The following is a 21,217-nucleotide window of genomic DNA, read 5'->3' on the forward strand; positions in this document are numbered from 1 at the left end:
CGGAACCCGGAGCCGCCCGCGGACGACTGCCGGGGTGTGCGTCCCCCACCGGTCTCCTCGGCCCGTTCGTCGACCGTCGCGCTCGTCGTCGCGGCCCTGCTGCTCGTCGCCGGGTGCACCGGCACACCACCCGGCCCCGGTCCGGCGGAACCGGGAGCCGGGTTCCCGCTGACGCTGGAGCACGCCTTCGGGACGACGACGCTCCCGGCCCGCCCGCGGCGCGTCGTCGCGCTGGGGGCGGCCGACGTCGCGGTCGCGCGGGAGCTCGGCGCGGATGTCGTCGGCGGGCTGCGCAACGCCGGGGAGTCGCAGCCGCAGGCGCCCTATCTCGCGCCGTTCCCGGACGGGGTGCTGACGATCGACGAGCTGGAGCCGCTGCCGCTGGAGCGGATCGCGGCGTACCGCCCGGACGTCGTCCTGGCCGTGTCGTCCTACCTCGTGACCGACCGCGACGCCTACGAGCGCCTGAGCGCGATCGCCCCGACCGTCGTCCACCGCGACACGCTGTTCGGCGCCACGATGCAGGACGACGCCCGGCGGATCGGGGCGGCCCTCGGCGTCCCGGACCGGGCCGAGGAGCTCGTCGCACGGGCCGACCGCGCCGTCGCCGCGCTGCGGGCGGAGCTGCCCGGTCTCGCCGGCCGGTCGGTGCTGGTCGGGCAGGCGCGGGGCGACGTCATCCCGGTGATCGTCGACCCGGCGAACCAGTCGACGGCGCTGACCCGCGCGCTCGGGCTGGGCCTGCCGCCGACCTTCGCCGCCGACCCGCCCGCCGGTGACGGGGTCGCCCCCGGCACGGTCGCGCTGTCCTACGAGGAGGCGGGTCGCCTGGCCGAGGCCGATCTGGTCGTCATGAGCTTCCCGACCGCGGCCGACCGGCGGCGCTTCGAGGGCGACCCGGTGGTCGCGCGGGCGCTGGCGCGCACGACGTACGTCCCGATCGGCCTCGACGAGGCGATCGCCCTGCAGGCACCGAACGTGGTGTCCACCGGCTGGCTGCTCGACCGGCTCCGCCCCGCGCTGCCCCGGGTGGCGGCCGCGCCCGCTACCGGTCGCTGAGGAACTCGACCGTCGCCCGGTTCACCTCGTCCGGCCGTTCGAGGTAGCCGTAGTGCCCGGCGTCGGCGATCTCGACGTAGCGGGCGCCGGGCACGGCGTCGGCGACCTCGCGGCTCAGGTGCGGCGGGATGGCGGCGTCGTCGGCGAAGGCGAGCACCAGCAGCGGCACGGCGAGCGCGCGGTAGGCCTCGGTGCGGTCGCGCAGCGCCATCGACACCTGCAGCTGGGCCCGGTGCCCCTTGGACACACCGGCCCCGGCGAACGCCAGGATGTCGAGCCAGTCCTGGGCCTCCCGGTCGGCGCGCAGGGTCGCGGGTGACAGGTACTGCAGCGCGGACACCGCGGCGTGGTAGTCCTCGGGCAGCTCGACCCCGGCGTCGGCCAGCGCGATCTCGCCGGCGGTGACCGCCCGCTGCACGGGGCCGAGCCGGGCGTGCGCGGCCATCGCGACGACCCGGGAGACCAGGTCCGGCCTGGCCAGTCCCGCCTCGATCACGACGCGTGAGCCGAGCGAGGTGCCGACGAGCGCGGCCGGGCCCGCGTCGAGGTGCGCGACGAGGGCGAGCACGTCGGCGGCCATGTCGTCGACGGTGAACCCGTGCGCGCACTCGTCGCTCGGCGGGATGCCCCGGTTGTCGAGGGTGAGGACCCGGTGGCCCGCGTCGCGCAGCGCGGGCACCTGGTGGGTCTGCCAGACCCGGCCCGGGCTGCCGGTGCCCATCACGAGGACGACGGGCGGGCCGTCGCCGCCGTGGTCGGTCCAGGACAGCCGGATGCCGTTGAGGTGCGTGACGGTCATCGGGGAACCTTCCCCTCGGTGGCGAGCAGCACACCCAGCGCCCGCTTGTCGATCTTGCCGACGGCGGTGAGCGGCAGGTCGTCGCGGACGACGACCCGGTCCGGTGACATGAACCGGGCCAGCCCGCGCTCGGTGAGGAAGCTACGCAGGTGACGTCGCTTCGGCGGCGTCGCGCCGGGCGCCGGGACGATCACGGCGCACACCGCCTCGCCCAGGTCGTCGTCCGGGATCCCGACGACGGCCGCGCCGGCGATGTCCGGGTGGGCGAGCAGGTGCTCCTCCAGCTCGGTGGCGGCCACGTTCTCGCCGCCGCGGTTCACGACGTCCTTGATCCGGCCCTCGACGACGAGGTGCCCGGTCGGGAGGCGGCGCACCAGGTCACCGGTGCGGTAGTAGCCGTCCGGGGTGAACGACGTGGCGTCGTGCTCCCGGGCCCGGTAGTAGCCGCACAGCGTGTACGGCCCGCGGGTCCACAGCTCCCCCGCCGTCCCCTCCGCGACGTCGGCGCCGTCGCGGTCGACGACCCGGACCTCGTCGGCCGGGCTGAGCGGTCGCCCCTGGCTGACCGCGACGAGGTCGTCGGGGTCGTCGAGCCGGGTGTAGTTCAGCAGTCCCTCGGCCATCCCGAAGACCTGCTGGACCGTGGCGCCGAGCTCGGGGCGGACGCGGCGGGCGAGCGTCGCGTCGCACTTGGCCCCGCCGACCTGGACCAGGCGCAGCGTCGACAGGTCCCAGGACCCGCGGCCGTCGCCGGCGAGGTCGGCCCAGAGCCGCAGCAGCGGCGGCACCATCGCGGTGACCGTGACGCCCTCTGCCGCGACCAGCCCGAGGGTGACCTCGGGGCTCGGGACCGGCGCGAGCACGACCGTGGCCCCCACCCCGAGCGCGCCCAGCAGGCCCGGGCAGGCCAGCGGGAAGTTGTGCGCCAGCGGCAGGCAGGCGAGGTAGACGTCGTCCGCGGTCAGCGCGCAGACCTCGGCGCTGGCCCGGGCGTTGTAGGCGTAGTCGCGGTGGGTGCGCGGGATGAGCTTCGGTTTGCCGGTGGTGCCGCCGGAGACGAGCAGGACCGCGACCTGGCCGGGGTCGGGCCGCGGCAGCGGGTCGGCGGTGCCGGCCGGCAGGTCCGCGAGCGCGGTCGTCCCCGCGACGGCGTCGCCGTCGACGAGCAGGTGCCGCAGCGAGGGCACCGCCTTCGCCACCGCGAGCGCGAGCCCGCGGTGGTCGAAGCCCTCGACCACGTCGGGACCGACGTAGGCGACGGCCCCGGACAGCGCCGCGAGGTGCTCGATCTCGGCCTGCCGGTGCGCGGGCAGGGTCAGCACCGGCACCGCACCGGCCCGCAGCAGCCCGAACAGCGTCACCGTGAACTCGGCGACGTTGGGCAGGTGCACCACGACGCGGTCGCCCTCGGCGATGCCGAGCGCCCGCAGCGAGCGGGCGCGGGCGTCGGCGGCCCGGTCCAGCTCGGCGTAGGTCTGCCGGCTCGGCCCCGCGACGACGGCGACGGTGTCGCCGTACCGGCCGGCCCACTCCCCCAGCAGGTCACCGAGGGTGTCCTCGCCCCAGTAGCCCTCGCGCCGGTAGCGTTCCACGGCCTCGGCGGGCCAGCCGAGCGCCCCGTCGATCAGCACGGTCACGTCGTCTCCTCCCCGACCAGGAACCGGCTGACGCTGCGCAGCTTCTCCCGGGTCTCCTCCAGCTCCCGTTCCGGTGTGGACGCACCGACGATGCCGGCCCCGGCCCGCAGCCAGGTCCGGCCCTGCGCGCGGTAGATGGCGCGCAGCACCAGCGCTGCGTCGAGCGCCCCGGTGTGGTCGACAGTCAGCACCGCGCCGCTGTAGAGCCCGCGCGCGCCCTCGTGGCGGCTGATCGCCGCGCACGCCGGGGCCTTCGGCAGCCCGGAGGCGGTGACCGCGGGGAACAGCCGTCCCAGCGCGTCCCAGGCGGTGGCGCCCAGCCGCAGCCTGCCGCGGACCCGGGACGCGAGGTGCTGGACGCTGCCGCGCTCGACCACCCGCATGAACTCCTCCACGACGACGGCGTCCGGGTCGCTCACCTCGGACACCTCGTCCTGGGCGACCTGCACCGAGACGGCGTGCTCGTAGATCTCCTTGGGGTCGCGCCGCAGCTCGTCGGACAGCTCGGCGTCGCGGCCCGGCTCGCCGGAGCGGGCCCGGGTCCCGGCCAGCGGCTGGGTCGAGAAGGTGCCGTCGGCGGCGACCTCGACGACGGTCTCCGGGCTGAACCCGGCCGCCTCCAGCCCGCCGAGCCGCAGCAGGAACGAGCGGGCCGGGGTGTTGTGCGCCCGGCCGTGCCGGTAGGTGGCGGGCAGGTCGACCGGCTCGGTGACCGGGACGGTGCGGGACAGGATGACCTTGCGGAAGCGGTCCGCGGCGATCTCGGCGACGGCCGCGGCGACCGAGCCGCGGTAGGCCTCGGCGCGGGCGGACTCGTCGACGGTCACCGGCGGACCGGTGCGCGGCCCGGCGGACCCGGCGGGCCCGGCACCGAGGATCGCGTCGCGCCAGGACCGTGCGACGGCGTCGTCGGCGGTGTCGACGTCCGCGCCGCCGGGGTGCAGGTGCGCGCGGTGGCGGGGAAGCAGCAGGTGCAGCAGGGTGCCCGTGCCCGCGGGCAGCTCCCCGCCGTGCAGGAGGTGGGCCAGCTCGAACGACGCCCAGCCGAAGGCCTGCCACCCGGTGCCGCCGACCGCGGCGAGGGCGGCGGCGACCTGTCCGAGCGGGTCCGTGCCGAGGGGTTCGTGCCGGGTGCCCGCGGGCGAGGTGACCGTCAGGCCGTCCGGGCCCAGCACGAGCTCGGCGGCGGTGCCCGCGGCCAGGAAGACGTCGTCGCCGCGCTCGTAGAGCACGTAGGGGTCCCCGTCGGGTACCGCGCGGGCGATCGCGGTGGCACCGGCGATCCGGTCGGCGGCGGTCCGGGTCCGCTCGGTGGGGGCCGGGTGGGTGCGCGGCGGGCCGGCCGCCTCGGTGGTCGTGGACATGGTCGGATCTCCTTCGGACCGGCGCTCGCGCCACCGGGGGTGGGGTCGTGGGGGTGCCGGCACGTGGTGGGTGGCGTCGTCGCCGGGTCAGCCCCAGGCCGCCGCGGCGTCGGGGTAGTAGTCGGCGAACATCCCCAGGTCGGTGGCCTGGTCGTAGCGGGGGTGGTCGCGCATCCCGGCGAGCTCGAGTCCCTCGGCGAGCCCGTAGTAGCCGGGGTCCCCCTCGGGTGTGCGGGCCGGTCCGGCGGTGCCGTCGGCGACCGCGGCGAGGTTCTCGGTGAACGCCCGGTGCGCGGCCTCGACGAGATCGGACAGCACGTCCTCCAGGACGGCGTCGGGGTCGACCGGGAACCGTGCCTCGGCCAGCACCGGACCGGTGTCGATGCCGGCGTCGATCTCGTGCAGGGTCGCGGCGAAGGTGGTCTCGCCGTGCAGGACGGCGTAGGCCGCCGTCACCGGCGGCAGCCCCCGGTAGGACGGCAGCGGCCCCCCGTGCACGTTGAGCAGCCGCAGCCCCGAGGCCAGCACCTTCTCCCGGAACAGGAACGGGTTGTCGATCGACCACAGCAGACCGTCGGTGCAGCGTGCGGCCAGCTCGCCGGCGAGCTCCTCCAGGTCGTGCCCGCTGTGGACCGTGCGGGCCGACTCGGGGGCGCACCCGGGCGGTGGGGTGGTGCGGGGACCGTGGCAGACGAGGTCGACGGGGTGGCCGTCGGCCCGGGCGTGCCGGACGGCGCGCCACAGCAGGGCGCCGTCGCCGACGAAGATCATCGTTCCTCCTCGATGGATGCGCGGGTGACCCGGCGCAGCGGTCCGAGCAGCAGCCCGGTCGCCGCGGCGACCAGGCCGGTGACGGTGTTGTAGACCCAGAGGGCGTCGCCGTCGCCGACGACGCCGCCGACGGACCCGGCGACGACGGCGCCGATCGCGGCGCCGGTCATGGCCTGGGCGGCGAACAGGCTGTTCACCCGGCCCAGCAGGGCGTCGGGGGTGCGGAGCTGCAGCAGCGTGTACCGCAGCACCTCCTCGATCGCGTTCGTGGCGCCGGCGGCGACCAGCGCGGCGAGCACCAGCGCGACGGTCGGGGCCGCTCCCGCCAGCGCGTAGCAGGCGTAGCAGGCGACCATCAGCACCAGCAGGAGACGACCGGGCCGCGGGCTGCGCCGGACCCAGCCGCTGCCCAGCGAGCCGAGCACGACCCCGGCGGCGAGCGCCGAGTACATGAGGCCGACGACGGTGGACGAGCCCCCGAAGCGGGCCTCGACGAAGGCCGGGACCAGCACGAACGAGCCGCCCCCGATCATCCCGACCAGTCCGGCCACCATCACGCCGGACACCACCGGCTCCCGGACGGCGAACCGGGCGCCCGACCGCAGCGCGGCCAGCGGGCTCTCGGCCGGCTCCGGCGGCCCGTCGGCGACGGCCCGGTCGCCGCCGGCGTCGGCGTTGTCGGTGCCCGTGCCGGTGGGGGTGCCGGGCGGCACCTCCGTCCCGGGCCCGGTGGGCGGCGGGCCGGCCGCGACGGTCCGTCCCCGGCCGGGCGGTGGCGCGACCATCAGCAGCACCCAGGTCGCCGCGGCGGCGAGGGCGCCCGCGGTGTAGTTCCACGCGGCCGAGGCGACCGCGAACACGATGCCCCCGACGGCCGGGGCGACCACCGCGCCGAGGCGCAGCGACACGGTGTTCAGCGCGCCGACCGCGTGCAGCTTCGCCCGGTCCACGATGGACGGGGTCACGGCGAGCATGGCGGTGATGCAGGTGGCGCCGGACAGCCCGTTCGCGGCGACCAGCGCGGCGGTCAGCGGGGTCGAGCCGATCCAGGCGGCGTTCACCGCGAGCCCGGCGAACGTCGTCCCGCTGACCAGCCAGGTGACCCGCACCAGCAGCCAGCGGTCGACCCGGTCGGCGAGGACCCCGCCGCCGAGGTAGCCGACGACGAACGCCGCCGACTCGATCGCGGTCACCATCCCGACGACCGGGGTGGACCCGGTGCGGGCGTACACCTCCAGCGGCACGGTGACCGCGACGATCCCCACCCCGAACAGCAGGATGGTCCGGGCGACGAACAGGTTGCGGAACGTCCGGTCCTCGCGCAGCGGGCTGACGTCGACCAGCAGGGACGCCATCAGCGACGCCCCGCCCAGGTCGTGAGGACCTCGGCCCAGCGGGCCGCGACCCGGTCGACCGTGGCGGCGTCGAGGACACCGGTGGGGTGGCCGAACGTCGCCTCCAGCACGGGGCCCCCGGCGCTCTCGCGCACCAGCACGTCGACGACGAGCGAGTGCCCGGTGCGCACCCCGGGCGCGGGTCCGACCCGCACCGCGTCCTGCTCGGGGGCGAGCTCCCAGCCGCCGCCCGCGGTCCCGGCGGGCCGGGTCGTGCGACCGAGCCAGTTCAGTGCGACCTCCGCTCCCGGCCCGGTGACCCGTGGCGGGCCGTCGGCCGGGTACCGCAGCAGGCCCCAGCCCAGGCCCCGCCCGGGGGGCGCGGCGACGGCGTCGCGGGCCCGGGTGAGCGCCGCGGCCGCGTCGGGCACCTCCGGGCCGGGGGTGCCGTGCACGGGGACCGGGGCGAGAACGGTGAGGCAGCCGACCGTGCGGGCGAGGTCGACGTCGGGTCCGAGCTCCTCGGCGCGGCCGTGGTGCTCCAGGTCGACCAGCACGGGCCCGTCGGGTCCGGTGACGGTGAGGGCCTCGCCGAGTGCGGCGAGCAGCACCGCCTCGGTCCCGGTGCCGTGGCGCCGCGCGAGCGCCGTGACGACGTCGCCGGGGCAGGACGCGGTGGTCTCGCGGACCGTCGCACGGGTGTCCCCGTCGCGCGGGCGCCGCACGGGCAGCGGGGCGGCCGCGTCGAGGACCTCCTGCCAGAACCCGGCCTCCTCGCGGACCTCGGGGCCCGCGCCGTGCGCGTGCAGCCGTGCGGCGAACGCGGCGACGCCGGTGGCCTCGGGTGCCGGTTCGGCCCCGGTGCCGTGGGTGGCGATGTCCTCGGCGAGCACCCGCCACGACGGCCCGTCCACCGCGAGGTGGTGCGCGACGACCGCGAGCCTGCCCGGTGCGGTGCCGCGGTCGAACCAGAGCAGGCGCAGCATCCCGCCGGGTCCGGCGTCGAGCTCGGCGCGGGCGGTGCGGGTCGCCGCGGTGACGGCGCGGGTGAGCGCGTCGTCCCCGGCGGCCGGGTCGACGGGGACCCGCCGGACCAGCGCGGCTGGGTCGGCGTCGCGGCGCGGGAGGATCCGCAGGCCCGTCCAGCGCCCGCCGGCGTCGGTCTCCAGGGCCGAGCGCAGGACCGGGTGCCGGGTGAGCAGGGCGTCGGCCAGCGCGGTGAGGTCGTCGGCGCCGAACCCGGCGGGGGTGGTGACGAGCACCGCCTGCGCCCGGCCGGCGACCGGGCCGCCCAGGGACCCGAGCCAGGACTGGACCGGGGTGAGCGGCGCGGTGCCGGGCTCCCCGGCGGCCGGGGTGGCCGACGGCCCGGCACCGGCCGTGCCTGCCGTGCCGGCCGTGCCGACGGTGCCATCGCCGCCGTCGCCGTCACCGCTGTCGTCGAGCGCCGCCGCGACCGCGGCGACCGTCCCGGCGACGAGCAGGTCCCGCACGCGCAGCTCGATGCCCTCGCGCCGGGCGGTGGTGGCGATGTCGATGGCGCCGAGGCTGTCCCCGCCGAGGCCGAAGAAGTCGTCGTCGATGCCGACCGTGTCGAGCCCGAGGACGTCGGCGACGATCGCGCACAGCCGTTCCTCGAGCGGGGTGCGCGGGGCGCGGGAGGCACGCCGGGCGACCGGGGCGGGCTCGGGCAGTGCGCCGGTGTCGAGCTTGCCGTTGACGGTCAGCGGCAGCGCGTCGACGACCGCCCACAGGGTGGGCACCATGTAGTCGGGCAGCACGCGGGCCACCGCGTCGCGGACCGTCTCCACGTCGGGCTCGCCCACCAGGTAGGCCGCGAGCCGCTTCGTCGTCCCGGTCGTGCGGGTGACGACGGCGGCCTGGGAGACCCCGTCCACCGCGCCCAGCACGGTCTCGACCTCCGCCGGTTCCACCCGGTAGCCGCGGATCTTGAGCTGGTCGTCGCTGCGCCCCAGGAAGTCCAGGTTCCCGTCGCGACGGCGACGCACCAGGTCACCCGTGCGGTACATCCGCTCCCCCGGTGTCCACGGGTCGGCGACGAACCGCTCCGCGGTCGCGCCCGGCCGGTCCAGGTAGCCCCGGGCCAGGCCGGTCCCGGCGATGTACAGCTCCCCGACGACGCCGTCGGGCACCGGCCGCAGCCGCCCGTCGAGGACGTGCGCGACGGTGTTCGTGATCGCCGTGCCCACGGTCGACGTGGCGCTGTCGGTGGTGCCCGCCCCGAGGGTGTTGATCGTGTACTCGGTGGGGCCGTACAGGTTGTAGCCCCACGTCCCGTCGGTGTCGCGCAGCCGCGACCACACCGACTCCGGGACCGCCTCCCCACCGAGCAGGACCAGCGGCGGGACGTGTGCCCCGTCGAGGAACCCGGCCGCGAACAGGTGGTGGGCGTAGGTCGGGGTCACGTTCACGACGTCGACGGCGTGCTCGGCGCAGTAGGCCACCAGACGCTCCGCGTCACGGCGCAGCTGCTCGTCGCACACGTGCACCTCGTGCCCCTCCACCAGCCAGAGCAGCTCCTCCCAGGACATGTCGAACGCGAACGACACCGTGTGCGCGATCCGCAGCACCCGCCCACCCGCCGCGTCGATCGTCGGCGCGAAGATCTCCCGACGGTGGTTGACCTGCATGTTCGTGAGCCCGCGGAACGGGGTCACCACACCCTTCGGCTTCCCCGTCGACCCCGACGTGAAGATCACGTACGCGGGGTGGTCCAGCCGGCCCGGGGTGCCGGGCGCGAACGACCCCAGCTCCTCGTCGGTCAGCGAGGTGTCCGCGACACCGTCGAACAGGCCCGGCTCGTCCAGACGCACCTGCGGAACGGCCCGGTCGAAGCGCGGCGCGACGGTCGAGTCGGTGACCAGCAGCGACGCACCCGAGGCGGCGAGGACCTCGGCCAGCCGCTCGTCGGGGTGGTCCAGCTCCAGCGGCACGTACGCCGCCCCGGCCCGCAGCACCGCGAACAGCGCGACGACGTTGGCCACCGACCGCGGCAGCCCCAGCGCCACGACCGTCTCCGGGCCGGCCCCGCGGGAGCGCAGGACGCGGGCCAGCCGGGTGACGCGGGCGTCGAACCCGGCGAAGGTGACGCGCTCGTCGCCGGAGACCAGTGCGGTGCGGTCCGGGCAGGTCACCGCCCGTTCGGCGAGCAGCTCCGCGATCGTGACGTCCGGGACGTCGACGACCGCGGACGCCGCACGCGCGACCGCGTCGGCCCGGTCGGCCGGGGCGACGACGTCGATCGACCCGACCGGACGGGCCGGGTCCTCGGCGAAGGCCCGCAGCACCGCGACCATCCGGTCGGCGACGCGCTCCATCGTGGACCGGTCGAACAGGTCCGTGGAGTACTCGACGACGCCGGACAACAGGTCGGGGGTGTCGGTGAAGTTGAACGACGCGTCGAACTTCGCCGTGCCCGTGCGGACCACGTCGGCGCTCGCGTCCACGCCGTCGAGGCGGGGGGTCAGGGCGTTCGCGTCGCCGCCCAGGCACACCACCATGACCTGGAACAGGGGGCTGCGCCCGGGCGCCCGGTCCGGGGCCAGGGCCGCCACGACGTCGGAGAAGGGCACGTCGGCGCGGTCGTAGGCGTCGAGGTCGGCGCCGCGGACCGCGCGCAGCAGGTCGGCCACGGTGTGGTCCGGCGCCACGTCGGTGCGCAGCGCGAGGGTGTTGAGGAAGTAGCCCACCGCGTCGTCGAGCGCCGGGTCGAAGCGGGTCGAGATCGGGGTGCCGACGACGACGTCGGGTGACCCGGTGTGCCGGGACAGCAGCACCGCGAGCGCGGCGTGCAGCAGCATGAACACGGTGACGTCGTGCGAGCGGGCGAGCCGGTGGAGCTCGGCGGTCAGCTCCGGGCCGACCTCGACCGGCACGGCGTCGCCGGCTCCGGTGGGGGCGGCGGGCCGCGGCCGGTCGCCCGGCAGCGTGGTCTCGACCGGGGCGCCGGCCAGCGTGGTCCGCCAGAAGTCCAGCTGCGCCGCGGCGGAGGTGTCCGACCCGTCGGCGAGGCAGGCGCGCTGCCAGGCGGCGAAGTCGGCGTAGCGGACGGCCGGCTCGGGCAGCGACGACGGCGCGTCCGGGCCGGACCGCAGCCGCGCCCGGTAGGCGGTCTGGAGGTCGTCGATGAGGGGGCGCCAGGACCACTCGTCGACGGCGATGTGGTGCAGCACCGCGACCAGGACGTGCTCGTCGGGGCCCAGCTCGAACAGGGTGACACGGGCCGGGATCTCGCGGGCGAGGTCGAACGGGGTGCGCACCGCGGCCTCGATCCGTGCGTCGAGGTCGCCGGCGTCGATCGGCTCGGTGGTGACCGCCGGGCCGACGGCGTCGAGCTCGAGCACCCGGGCCGTGGTCGCGCCGTCGGGGTAGGTCGTGCGCAGCACCTCGTGGCGTCCGAGGACGTCGAGCCAGGCGGCGCTCAGCGCGCCGGTGTCGAGCGGGCCGTGCAGGCGCAGGACCCCCGGCACGTTGTAGACCGCGCCGGGGCCGCCGACCCGCGACAGCGCGAGCATCTGCCGCTGCCCGGCCGAGATCTCCCGCTCGGGTCCGTCGTGGTGCACGGGCTGCAGGGCCGGGCGCGCGGCGGCGGTGCGGCTGCCGTAGGGGGCGAGCCGGGTGACGGTGCGGGCCTCGAACACGTGCCGGGGCCGGATCCGGATCCCCGCCTTGCGGGCCCGGTTCGCCAGGGCGAGCGCGGAGATGCTGTCCCCGCCGAGGTCGAAGAAGTCGTCGTCGGGGCCGACCCCGTCGACGCCCACCACCTCGGCGACGATCGAGCAGAGGGTCTCCTCCAGGGGTGTGCGCGGTGCGCGGCCGCCGGTGGGGGCGATCGCCGCCGGCTCGGGCAGCGCGGCGATGTCGAGCTTCCCGTTGACGGTCAGCGGGAGCTTCTCGACCACGGCCCAGAGGGTCGGGACCATGTAGTCGGGCAGGGTCCGCGCGACGGCCTCGCGGGCCGCCTCAGGTGTCGTGGTGCCGACGAGGTAGGCCGCGAGGCGCCGCTGGCCGGGGACCTCGGGGTGCGGGCGGGCGACGACGGCGGCCTGGGAGACCCCGTCGGCGGCGCTCAGGGCGGTCTCGATCTCGGCCGGTTCCACCCGGTAGCCGCGGATCTTGAGCTGGTCGTCGCTGCGGCCCAGGAAGTCCAGGTTCCCGTCGGGACGGCGGCGCACCAGGTCGCCGGTGCGGTACATGCGGCGGCCCGGGGTCCACGGGTCGGCGACGAACCGCTCCGCGGTGAGGCCGGGCCGGTCGAGGTAGCCGCGGGCCAGGCCGGTCCCGGCGATGTAGAGCTCGCCGATCACGCCGTCGGGCACCGGGCGCAGCCAGCCGTCGAGGACGTGGGCCGTGGTGTTGGTGATCGCGGTGCCGACGGTGGAGGTCGGGCTGTCGCTGGTGCCCGCGCCGAGGGTGTTGATCGTGTACTCGGTGGGGCCGTAGAGGTTGTAGCCCCAGGTGCCGTCGGTGTCGCGCAGCCGGGTCCACACCGACTCCGGGACGGCCTCGCCGCCGAGCAGCACGAGCGGGGGGACGTGCGGGCCGTCGAGCAGGCCGGCGGCGAACAGGTGGTGGGCGTAGGTCGGGGTCACGTTGACGACGTCGACGGCGTGCTCGGCGCAGTAGGCGACCAGGCGCTCGGCGTCGCGGCGCAGCTGCTCGTCGCACACGTGGACCTCGTGGCCCTCGACGAGCCAGAGCAGCTCCTCCCAGGACATGTCGAACGCGAACGACACCGTGTGCGCGATCCGCAGCACCCGGCCGCCCGCCGCGTCGATGGTGGGCGCGAAGATCTCCCGACGGTGGTTGACCTGCATGTTGGTGAGCCCGCGGAACGGGGTCACCACGCCCTTGGGCTTCCCGGTCGACCCCGACGTGAAGATCACGTACGCGGGGTGGTCGAGGCGGCCCGGGGTGCCGGGCGCGAACGACCCCAGCTCGTCGTCGGTCAGCGGGGTGTCCGGGACACCGTCGAACAGGCCCGGCTCGTCCAGGCGCACCTGCGGGACGGCCCGGTCGAAGCGCGGCGCGACGGTCGAGTCGGTGACCAGCAGCGACGCACCCGAGGCGGCGAGGATCTCGGCGAGCCGCTTGTCGGGGTGGTCCAGCTCCAGCGGCACGTAGGCCGCGCCGGCACGCAGCACCGCGAACAGCGCGACGACGTTGGCCGTCGAGCGCGGCAGCCCCAGTGCCACGACGGTCTCGGGTCCGGCGCCGCGGGACCGCAGGACCCGCGCGGTGCGGGTGACCTGCGCGTCGAGCTCGGCGAAGCTCAGCCGGGACTCCCCCGCGACCAGCGCGGTGCGCTGCGGGCACCGCGCCGCGCGCTCGGCGAGCAGCTCGGCGATCGTGGCGTCCGGGACCGGGGCGGCGGTGTCGTCGGCGTGCGGCGCGACGCCCGGGTCGATCGTGGCCAGCGGCGCGCCGGGAGCGGCGGTGAGGGCGTCGAGCACGGCGACGAAGCGGTCCATCAGCTGCCGGGCCGTGCCGGTGTCGACCGCCTCCGGCCGGTGGTCGACGGTCAGCTCCATGTCGTCGAACGGGTTCACCGCGAACGACAGCGGGAAGTGCGAGTCGTCGAGGGTCTCGACGTCGGCCATCCCGTGCCGCTGCGCGGCCTCGGCGAAGGAGTCCCAGGCGTTGCGCAGCGTGAACAGGGTGTCGAACAGCCGCGGCCGGCCGGTGGCCTGCTGGATCTGTCCCAGCCCGAGGTACTCGTGCGCGACGAGCCCGGCGCGCTCGTCGCCGAGCCGGCGCAGCACGTCGGCGCCGGTGTCGGTGGGGGCGAGCCGGACCCGGACCGGGACCGTGTTGAGGAACAGCCCGACGGCGTGCTCCATCCCGGCGATCTCGTCCGGTGCGACGGCCATCGGGGTGCCGAGCACGACGTCGTCGCCGCCGGTGGCGTGCCCGAGCACGACGCCGAGCGCGGCGATCAGGACGGTGTTGACGGTGACCCCGTGCCCGGCGGCGACGGCCCGGACCCGGTCGGACAGCGGGACCCCGAGCCGGGTCCCGATCCGCGACGACGGCTCGGTGAAGGACCGCTGCTCCTCGCCCGCGACCAGGGTGGGGGCGGTGAGGTCGGCGTAGGCGCGCGCCCACACCTCGCGCGAGGTCTTCTCGTCCTGGTCGGCGGTCCAGCGCAGGTAGGCGTCGTAGCCGGGCGCCGCCGGGGGCTCGCCGCCGTCGTGCAGGGTGAGCAGGCGGTCCGCCACGCGCATGGCCGAGGCGCCGTCGAACAGCTGGAAGTGGTTGGTCAGCACCAGCCGGTCCCGGCCGTCGGGCAGGTGCACGAGGAGCAGGCGGAACAGCGGCGGCGCGTCGAGCGGGATCGGGCGCGCCCGCTCGGCCGCGGCGAGCGCACGGGCCTCGTCCACGGATCCGGCGGACCGCTCCCCGACCGGCAGCGCCGGCAGGTGGTCGCGGACGACCTGGACCGGGCGGCCCCGGTCGTCGGTGGTGAACCCGACCCGGAGCAGCGGTGTGGCCGCGACGAGGCGGGCCAGCGCACCCTCCAGCCGCTCCCGGTCCAGGACCCGGTCCAGGGTGAACACGGTCTGCAGGATGTAGACGTCGCTGCCCGCCGTGGACCCGGCGGTGTCGGCGGTGTCGTAGACGGACTGGAAGTACAGCCCTTCCTGCAGCGGCGACAGCGGCCAGGCGTCGGTCGCGGTGCCGCCGACCCGCTCGCCGAGCGCCGTGACGTCGGCCGGGCCGAGCCCGAGCAGGTCGCGCAGCGGGCGGGTGTCGGCGTGGGCCGCCCGCGGCGCCGTGCCCGCGGCGCGGGCCATCCCGGCCGGGGTCCGGTGGGCGAACACGTGCGCGGTGCGGACGTCGAGTCCGGCCTCGCGCGCGGTCCGCACGACGCGGGTGGCGAGGATGCTGTCGCCGCCGAGGGCGAAGAAGTCGTCGTCCGGGCCGACCCGGCCGGCTCCGAGCACGTGCGCGAAGGCGGCGCACAGGGTCCGCTCGGCGTCGTCGGCGGGCTCGCGGTCCGCGGCGGCGGGGCCGCCGCCGAAGTCGGGCGCGGGCAGTGCGCGGCGGTCGAGCTTGCCGTTGACGGTCAGCGGCAGCCGGTCCAGGACGACGATCGCGGCGGGGACCATGTAGCCGGGCAGGAGCTCGCCCAGGGCGGTGCGCAGCGCGGCGGGGTCGGCCGCGGCGCCGGGGGCGGGCACGACGTAGCCGACGAGCCGCCGGTCGGCGGCGTCGGTGCCGGTGTGCACCCGGGTGACCGCCTGCGCGATCCCGGGCAGGGCGAGCAGGCCGGTGTCGACCTCGCCGAGCTCGACCCGGTAGCCGCGGATCTTCACCTGCTCGTCGGCGCGGCCGGCGAACTCCAGCTCACCGGCCCGGTCGAACCGGGCGAGGTCACCGGAGCGGTAGAGCCGGGTGCCGGGCGGGCCGTCGGGGTCGGCGACGAACCGGACGGCGGTGAGGTCGGGGCGGTCGGCGTAGCCCTGGGCCAGCTGGGCACCGGCGACGTGGATCTCGCCGACGACGCCCGGCGGGACCGGTCGCAGCCGCCGGTCGAGCAGCCGCACCTGCAGCCCTGCGAGGGGGCCACCGACCGGGCTGACCGGCCGGTCGAGGTCCGCGGTGCCGATCTCGCGGTACGTGGTGTGCACGGTGGTCTCGGTGATGCCGTAGAGGTTGGCCAGCACCGGGGCGCCGGGGGTGTGCCGGGCGCACCAGTCCCGCAGCAGCCGCGGTTCGAGGGCCTCCCCGGCGAACACGACGTAGCGCAGGCTGTCGGCGACGGCGGAGCCGGCGGGCTCGGCGAGGGCCAGGGGCCCGAACGCCGAGGGCGTCTGGCTGAGCACGCTGACCCGCTCGGCCGCGATCAGCGCCCAGAGGCGTTCCGGGTCGCGGGCGGTGTCGCCGTCGACGACGACGACCGTCGCGCCGGTGGCGACCGCGCCCCACAGCTCGAACACCGAGACGTCGAAGGCGATCGAGTGGACCAGGGAGAACACGTCGTCGGCGGTGACGTCCATGGTGCCGCCGGGTGCCACGGTCGCCGCCAGCAGCGACAGCACCGCGCGGTGCGGGACCTCGACGCCCTTGGGGCGCCCGGTGGACCCGGAGGTGTAGACGACGTACGCCGGCTGTGCGGCGGGCACGGTGACGGGCCCGGGCAGCGGGGCGAGGTCCGGGGTGACCGCGTCGACGGCGACGACGCGCGGGCCGAGTCCGGTCACGGCCCGCGGGGTCGTGGCGACGGCCAGCAGGCAGTGCGGCCGGGCGTCGCCGACGATCAGCGCGAGGCGGCTCGCCGGGGACTCGACGTCCAGCGGCACCGCGGTGGCCCCGGCCAGGGCGACGGCGAGCATCGCGACGACCATGTCGGCGCCGCGCGGGACGCCGACGGCGACCCGGTCCCCCGGGCGGACCCCGTCGGCGACGAGCACGGCGGCGAGCCGCCCGGCGCGGTCGGCGAGGCCGGCCCAGGTCAGCCGATCCGCCCCCGCGACGAGTGCGGGGGCGTCGGGCCGGGCCGCGACGGTCGCGGTGAACAGCGCGGCGAGGGTGGGCGGGAGACCGTCGGCACCGGTCGGTGCCGGGGCGGGTGCCGGGGCGGGCGGGTCGAGCCGCAGCTGCGAGAGCCGGGTCCCGGGGGCCGAGGCGACCAGCTCCAGCAGCCGCTCCAGCCGTGCGAGGACCGCCTCGATCGTCGTGGCGTCGTACAGCTCGGTGGCGTACTCGACGATCACGCCGAGCCGCGGGTCGCCCGCGTCGGTGACGGACTCGTGGAAGGCGAAGGTCGCGTCGAACTTCGCCGAGCCGGTGCCGGTGCGCCGGGCCGTGGTGACGGCGTCGTCGAGGTCGAGCTCGCTGCGGTCGGGGTCGGTGCGCAGGTAGAGCAGCTCCACCTGGAACAGCGGCGAGGCCGCGCCCCGCTCGGGGGCGACCCGGTCGACGACTCTGTCGAAACCGACGTCGGCGTGCTCCATCGCGGCCAGGTCCGCGGTGCGGGCCCGGTCCAGGACCTCGGCCAGGGTCGGGTCGCCGTGCAGGTCCAGCCGCAGCGCGAGGGTGGTCAGCGCGAACCCGACGACGTCCTCGGCGCCCGCGTGCCGCCGTGCCGAGACCGGGGTGCCGACGACGACGGCGTCACCGGCGTCGTCGCCGGGGTCGCGGTCGGCGTCGGCGTGCGCCTCGAGGAGCACGGCCAGCGCGCCGTGCAGCAGCATGAACATGCTGGTCCCGTGCCGCTGGGCGGCGGCGCCGAGCGCCGCGGCCAGCTCGGGGCCGAACTCGGTGCGGACCTCGGCGCCGCGTCCGCCGGGCGTCTCGGGCCGGGGCCGGTCGGTGGGGAGCGTGGTGACCGGCGGCGCGCCGGTCAGCCGGTCGGCCCAGAACTCCAGCTGGCGCCGGGCGCGGTCGGTCGGCTCCTGCGGGGTCCCGACGAGCCCGGCCTGCCAGGCGGCGACGTCGCCGTAGCGCAGCGGCGGTGCGGGCAGGGCGGGGGTGTTCCCGGCGCGGCGGGCGGCGTAGGCGGTGCCGAGGTCGGCGAGCAGGACCCGCAGGGACCACTCGTCGACGGCGATGTGGTGGCACACGAGCCCGATGCGGTGGCGGTCGGCGGCGGTGCGGACGACCTCGGCGCGGACCGGGGCCTCGCGCTCCAGGTCGAAGCGGTGCCCGACGAGCGCGGCGAGCGTCGCGTCGGCGCCCGCCTCGTCGCGGGCACCCGTCCCGACGTGCACCGGCAGCTCGCCGGCCGGGTGGACGTGCACGGTCACCGTGCCGTCGGTGGTCTCGCCGTAGGTGGTGCGCAGCGCCTCGTGCCGGGCGACGACGTCGTGCAGCGCCGCGCGGAACGCCCCGGCGTCGAACGGGCCGTCGACGGTCCACTCGCGGGGGACGTTGTAGGCCGCGCCGGGGCCCTGCATCCGGTACAGCGTCCACATCGGATGCTGGGCGGGCGCGAGGACCGCGGGTGCGGTGTCCGGGCGGCGGACCGGGCCGTCGGCCGTCGCCGGGTCCCGGTCCTCGGTCCCGGCGGGGTCGAGGTCGGCGACCAGCGCGGCGAGACCGGCGACGGTCGGGTGGGCGAAGACGTCGGGCACCGTGACCGGGGCGCCGAGCCGTGCCTGCACCCGGTTGGCCAGCCGCAGCGCGGACAGCGAGTGCCCGCCGAGGGCGAAGAAGTCGTCGTCGACGCCGATGCCGGTGCGGTCGAGGAGCTCGGAGAACAGCGCGCACAGCGCGCGTTCGCGGTCGTCGCGGGGCGGCCGCGAGCCGGCGTGGACGCGGCCGGGCACCGGCAGCGCCCGCTTGTCGATCTTGCCGCCGGGGGTGCGCGGCAGCTCCGGGAGCACGACGACCGCGGCCGGCACGAACTGCGACGGCAGCCGCTGCGCCACGGCAGCGCGCAGGTCCTCGCCCACGGGCCCGTCGGCGTCGTCGGCGGGGACGACGTAGGCGACCAGGGACGGTCCGTCGCCGACCGTGCGGGCGACGACCACGGCCGAGCGCACGCCCGGCTGCGCGACGAGGACGGCCTCCACCTCGCCGGGTTCGACGCGCACGCCGCGCACGGTGACCTGGTCGTCGGCGCGGCCGAGCAGCTCGAACCGGCCGTCGGGCAGGCGGCGGGCGAGGTCACCGGTGCGGTAGAGCCGGGCACCGGGCACCGCGGGGTCGGCGACGAACCGGGCGGCGGTCTCGGCGGGCCGTCCGGCGTAGCCGCGGGCCACCTGCTCACCGCCGACGTAGAGCTCGCCGACGACGCCGTCGGGCACCGGGGCCAGGAACCGGTCGAGCAGCACGACGGTGCTGCCGGGCACCACGCGTCCGGCGGTGACGCGCTCGTCGCCGTCGACCTCGCCGGCGAGCACGTCACCGGCCACCTCGGAGGAGCCGTAGGAGTTCACGACGGCCGAGCCGGGCGCCCACGCCCGCGCGGCCGCAACGGCCGTGGCGGTCAGGGGCTCGCCGGAGCAGACCCAGCGGCGCACCGCGACCGGGCCGGGGGTCTCGGCGAGCACCGACACCAGCGACGGGACGGCGGTGACCTGCGCGACCGGCTCGGTGCGCAGCAGCCGGGCCAGCGCCTCCGGCTCGGTCGCGGTGGCGTCGTCGGCGACGAGCACCCGGGCCCCACCGGACAGTGCGGCGAGCAGCTCGGTGACCCCATCGATGAAGGCGATCGAGCTCTTGGCGACCCGGACGTCGCCGGGCTCCACCGGCCAGGCGCGGTCCGCCCAGTCCAGCCGCCGGGCCAGGCCGCGGTGCGTGCCGAGCACGCCCTTCGGCACACCGGTCGAGCCGGAGGTGTAGACGAGGTAGGCGGCCTGCTCGGGACGCGGCCGGTCGAACGGCCGGTCCGGGGCCGGGCCCGCCGACAGGTCCGCGACGGTCGCCGTGGCCGCACCGGTCGCGGCGACGGCTGCGGTGGCGGCTGCGGTGACGGCACTGTCGGTGATCACCAGGGCGGGCGCGGAGTCGGTGAGCACGTGCCGGATCCGTGCGGCCGGGTAGCCGGGGTCCACCGGCACGAGGACGGCGCCGGCGCGCAGCACACCGAGCACCGCGGCGGCCAGGCCGGTGGTGCGGGGCAGCAGCACGGCGACCCGGTCCTCCGGGCCGATGCCGCGCGCCCGCAGCGTGGCGGCGACAGGGTCGGCGGCGTCGTCGAGCTCGGCGACGGTGACCTCCACCGGCGCACGGCCGGGGGCGGGCGCGCCGACCAGGGCCACCTCGCCGGCGCGGGCGGCGGCGCCCGGGCCGAGCGCGTCCGCCGGGGTCCAGCGGGGTCCGCCGTCGGTGCCGGTGACCGACCGGTGGACCGGGCGGGTGGTGAAGATGTCGGCGAGCCGGCGGTCCGGGTCGTCCCCGGCGTCCTCGAGCAGTGCCTCCAGGTCGGCCAGCAGGGTCGACACCGCGTCCGCGGTGAGGTGGGCCGCGGCGTAGGTGGCCTCGACGTCGAAGCCGTCGTCGGTGAGGAACACCTCCAGGGCCAGCGGGTGCTGGGCGGTGCCGTTGTCGGTGCGCAGCCAGCTCGTGGTGGCGCCGGGCAGCTGCGGGCCGTGCAGCTTCTGGGTGAGGAACAGCAGCTGGGCCTCGAACAGCGAGCGGGCCTGTCCGGACGCCGACGGGTTCAGCAGCTCGACGAGCCGGTCGTAGGGGAAACCCTGGTGCCCGAACCCGTCGGCCGCCACGGCCGCGACCCGGCCGGTGAGCGAGCGGACGGTGTCGTCGGGCCGCACGGCCGAGCGCAGCACCACCAGGTTGCCGAAGTTGCCGACGAGCTCGGTGACCCCGCTGTCCTCGCGGTTGACCACGGCGGTGCCGACGGCGACGTCGCCGGTGCCGGCGAACCGGCTCAGCACGGCGCTGTAGCAGGCGAGCACCACCGTGTACGGCGTCGTGCCCAGCTGCGCGGACAGCTCCCGCACGGCCAGGGCGGCGGCCGGGGAGAAGCGCCGGTCCACCCGTCCCCCGGCCTCGACGCCCGCCGCCGGGTCCTCGGCGGGCAGCCGGTCGAACAGCGCGGGCACCGGCTCGGCGAGCTGCTCCCGCCAGAACGCCGCGTCGGCCCCGGCGCCCCCGTCGCCGCCGGCCCACGCCCGCTGCTCGGCGTCGGCGAAGTCCGCGACCTGACGCGGCGGCGGGGTCGTGGTCACGTCCCCGGCCTGCGCCTGCCGGTAGGCGCGCTCCAGGTCGCGGGAGATCACGGCGAAGGTGAGGCCGTCCCAGGCGATGTGGTGGACCTGCAGCAGCACCGTCGTGCGCGCCGGGCCCTCCCGGACCACCGCCACCCGCAGCGCGGAGTCCGCGGCGAGGTCGTAGGGCCGCGACGCCCGCTCGCGGGCCAGCTCGCGGACCCACGCGCGACGCGCGGCGGCGTCGGTCCCGGGCGCGTCGAGGACCTCCCAGCCGTGGTCGAGAGTGTCGTGCACCCGCTGGAACGGGTCGCCGTCGTCGCCGGCGTGGTAGGTCGTGCGCAGCACCTCGTGCCGGGCCACCAGCGCGTCGAAGGCCGCCCGCAGGGCCCGCTCGTCGAGGTCGCCGTCGACGGTCAGCTCGATGCACAGGTTGAACGCGGTGCTGCCCGGCACGATCTGGTGGTGCAGCCACATCCGCCGCTGCGCGAACGACAGCGGGAACTCGGTCCGACCGGCCCGGCGCGGCGCGGCGGCGGGGTCGCTGCGGCGCAGGCCGGCCTCGGCCAGGCGCCGGGCGATCAGGGCGCGCTTGCGCTCGTCGAGACTGGTCATGGTG

7 protein-coding genes are annotated in these 21,217 nt (G+C 76.9%); 1 reads left to right on the top strand and 6 read right to left on the bottom strand.

Going from position 1 to position 21,217, the window contains the following annotated elements:
• Positions 1-36 precede the first annotated feature (36 nt).
• Positions 37-1,059 carry an ABC transporter substrate-binding protein gene (locus KPL60_RS07610; RefSeq protein WP_226365365.1) on the top strand — a complete coding sequence of 341 codons (1,023 nt, stop codon included), beginning with the start codon at positions 37-39 and terminating at the stop codon, positions 1,057-1,059.
• Here the strand turns inward: KPL60_RS07610 and KPL60_RS07615 are convergent.
• The 6 genes from KPL60_RS07615 to KPL60_RS07640 form a co-directional block, all read right to left on the bottom strand.
• Positions 1,046-1,858: an alpha/beta fold hydrolase gene (locus KPL60_RS07615; protein ID WP_226365366.1), complete on the bottom strand. Its 813-nt coding sequence runs from the start codon at positions 1,856-1,858 to the stop codon at positions 1,046-1,048. The genes KPL60_RS07610 and KPL60_RS07615 overlap by 14 nt on opposite strands.
• Positions 1,855-3,495, bottom strand: a complete 1,641-nt coding sequence (locus KPL60_RS07620; RefSeq protein WP_308016689.1) for an AMP-binding protein — start codon at positions 3,493-3,495, stop codon at positions 1,855-1,857. Before KPL60_RS07620 ends, KPL60_RS07615 begins: the two co-directional genes overlap by 4 nt.
• Entirely contained in the window at positions 3,492-4,859 is a 1,368-nt protein-coding gene (locus KPL60_RS07625; RefSeq protein ID WP_226365367.1) for a salicylate synthase, read from the bottom strand. Before KPL60_RS07625 ends, KPL60_RS07620 begins: the two co-directional genes overlap by 4 nt.
• An 87-nt stretch (positions 4,860-4,946) precedes the next feature.
• Positions 4,947-5,630 (bottom strand): formyltransferase family protein, encoded by a 684-nt coding sequence (locus KPL60_RS07630; RefSeq protein ID WP_226365368.1) that lies wholly within the window; start codon positions 5,628-5,630, stop codon positions 4,947-4,949.
• Positions 5,627-6,985, bottom strand: a complete 1,359-nt coding sequence (locus tag KPL60_RS07635) for an MFS transporter (RefSeq protein ID WP_226365369.1) — start codon at positions 6,983-6,985, stop codon at positions 5,627-5,629. The genes KPL60_RS07630 and KPL60_RS07635 overlap by 4 nt, the downstream gene beginning before the upstream one ends.
• Positions 6,985-21,213, bottom strand: a complete 14,229-nt coding sequence (locus KPL60_RS07640; RefSeq protein ID WP_226365370.1) for a non-ribosomal peptide synthetase — start codon at positions 21,211-21,213, stop codon at positions 6,985-6,987. Before KPL60_RS07640 ends, KPL60_RS07635 begins: the two co-directional genes overlap by 1 nt.
• Positions 21,214-21,217 lie beyond the last annotated feature (4 nt).

The sequence above is a fragment of the Pseudonocardia sp. ICBG162 genome, assembly GCF_020496225.1.
Taxonomy (GTDB): domain Bacteria; phylum Actinomycetota; class Actinomycetes; order Mycobacteriales; family Pseudonocardiaceae; genus Pseudonocardia; species Pseudonocardia alni.

Excerpts from the sequence above, each read along its gene's own strand:
- KPL60_RS07615 (WP_226365366.1), bottom strand. The coding sequence starts at position 1,858 with ATGACCGTCACGCACCTCAACGGCATCCGGCTGTCCTGGACCGACCAC.
- KPL60_RS07625 (WP_226365367.1), bottom strand. The coding sequence starts at position 4,859 with ATGTCCACGACCACCGAGGCGGCCGGCCCGCCGCGCACCCACCCGGCC.
- KPL60_RS07630 (WP_226365368.1), bottom strand. The coding sequence starts at position 5,630 with ATGATCTTCGTCGGCGACGGCGCCCTGCTGTGGCGCGCCGTCCGGCAC.
- KPL60_RS07635 (WP_226365369.1), bottom strand. The coding sequence starts at position 6,985 with ATGGCGTCCCTGCTGGTCGACGTCAGCCCGCTGCGCGAGGACCGGACG.
- KPL60_RS07640 (WP_226365370.1), bottom strand. The coding sequence starts at position 21,213 with ATGACCAGTCTCGACGAGCGCAAGCGCGCCCTGATCGCCCGGCGCCTG.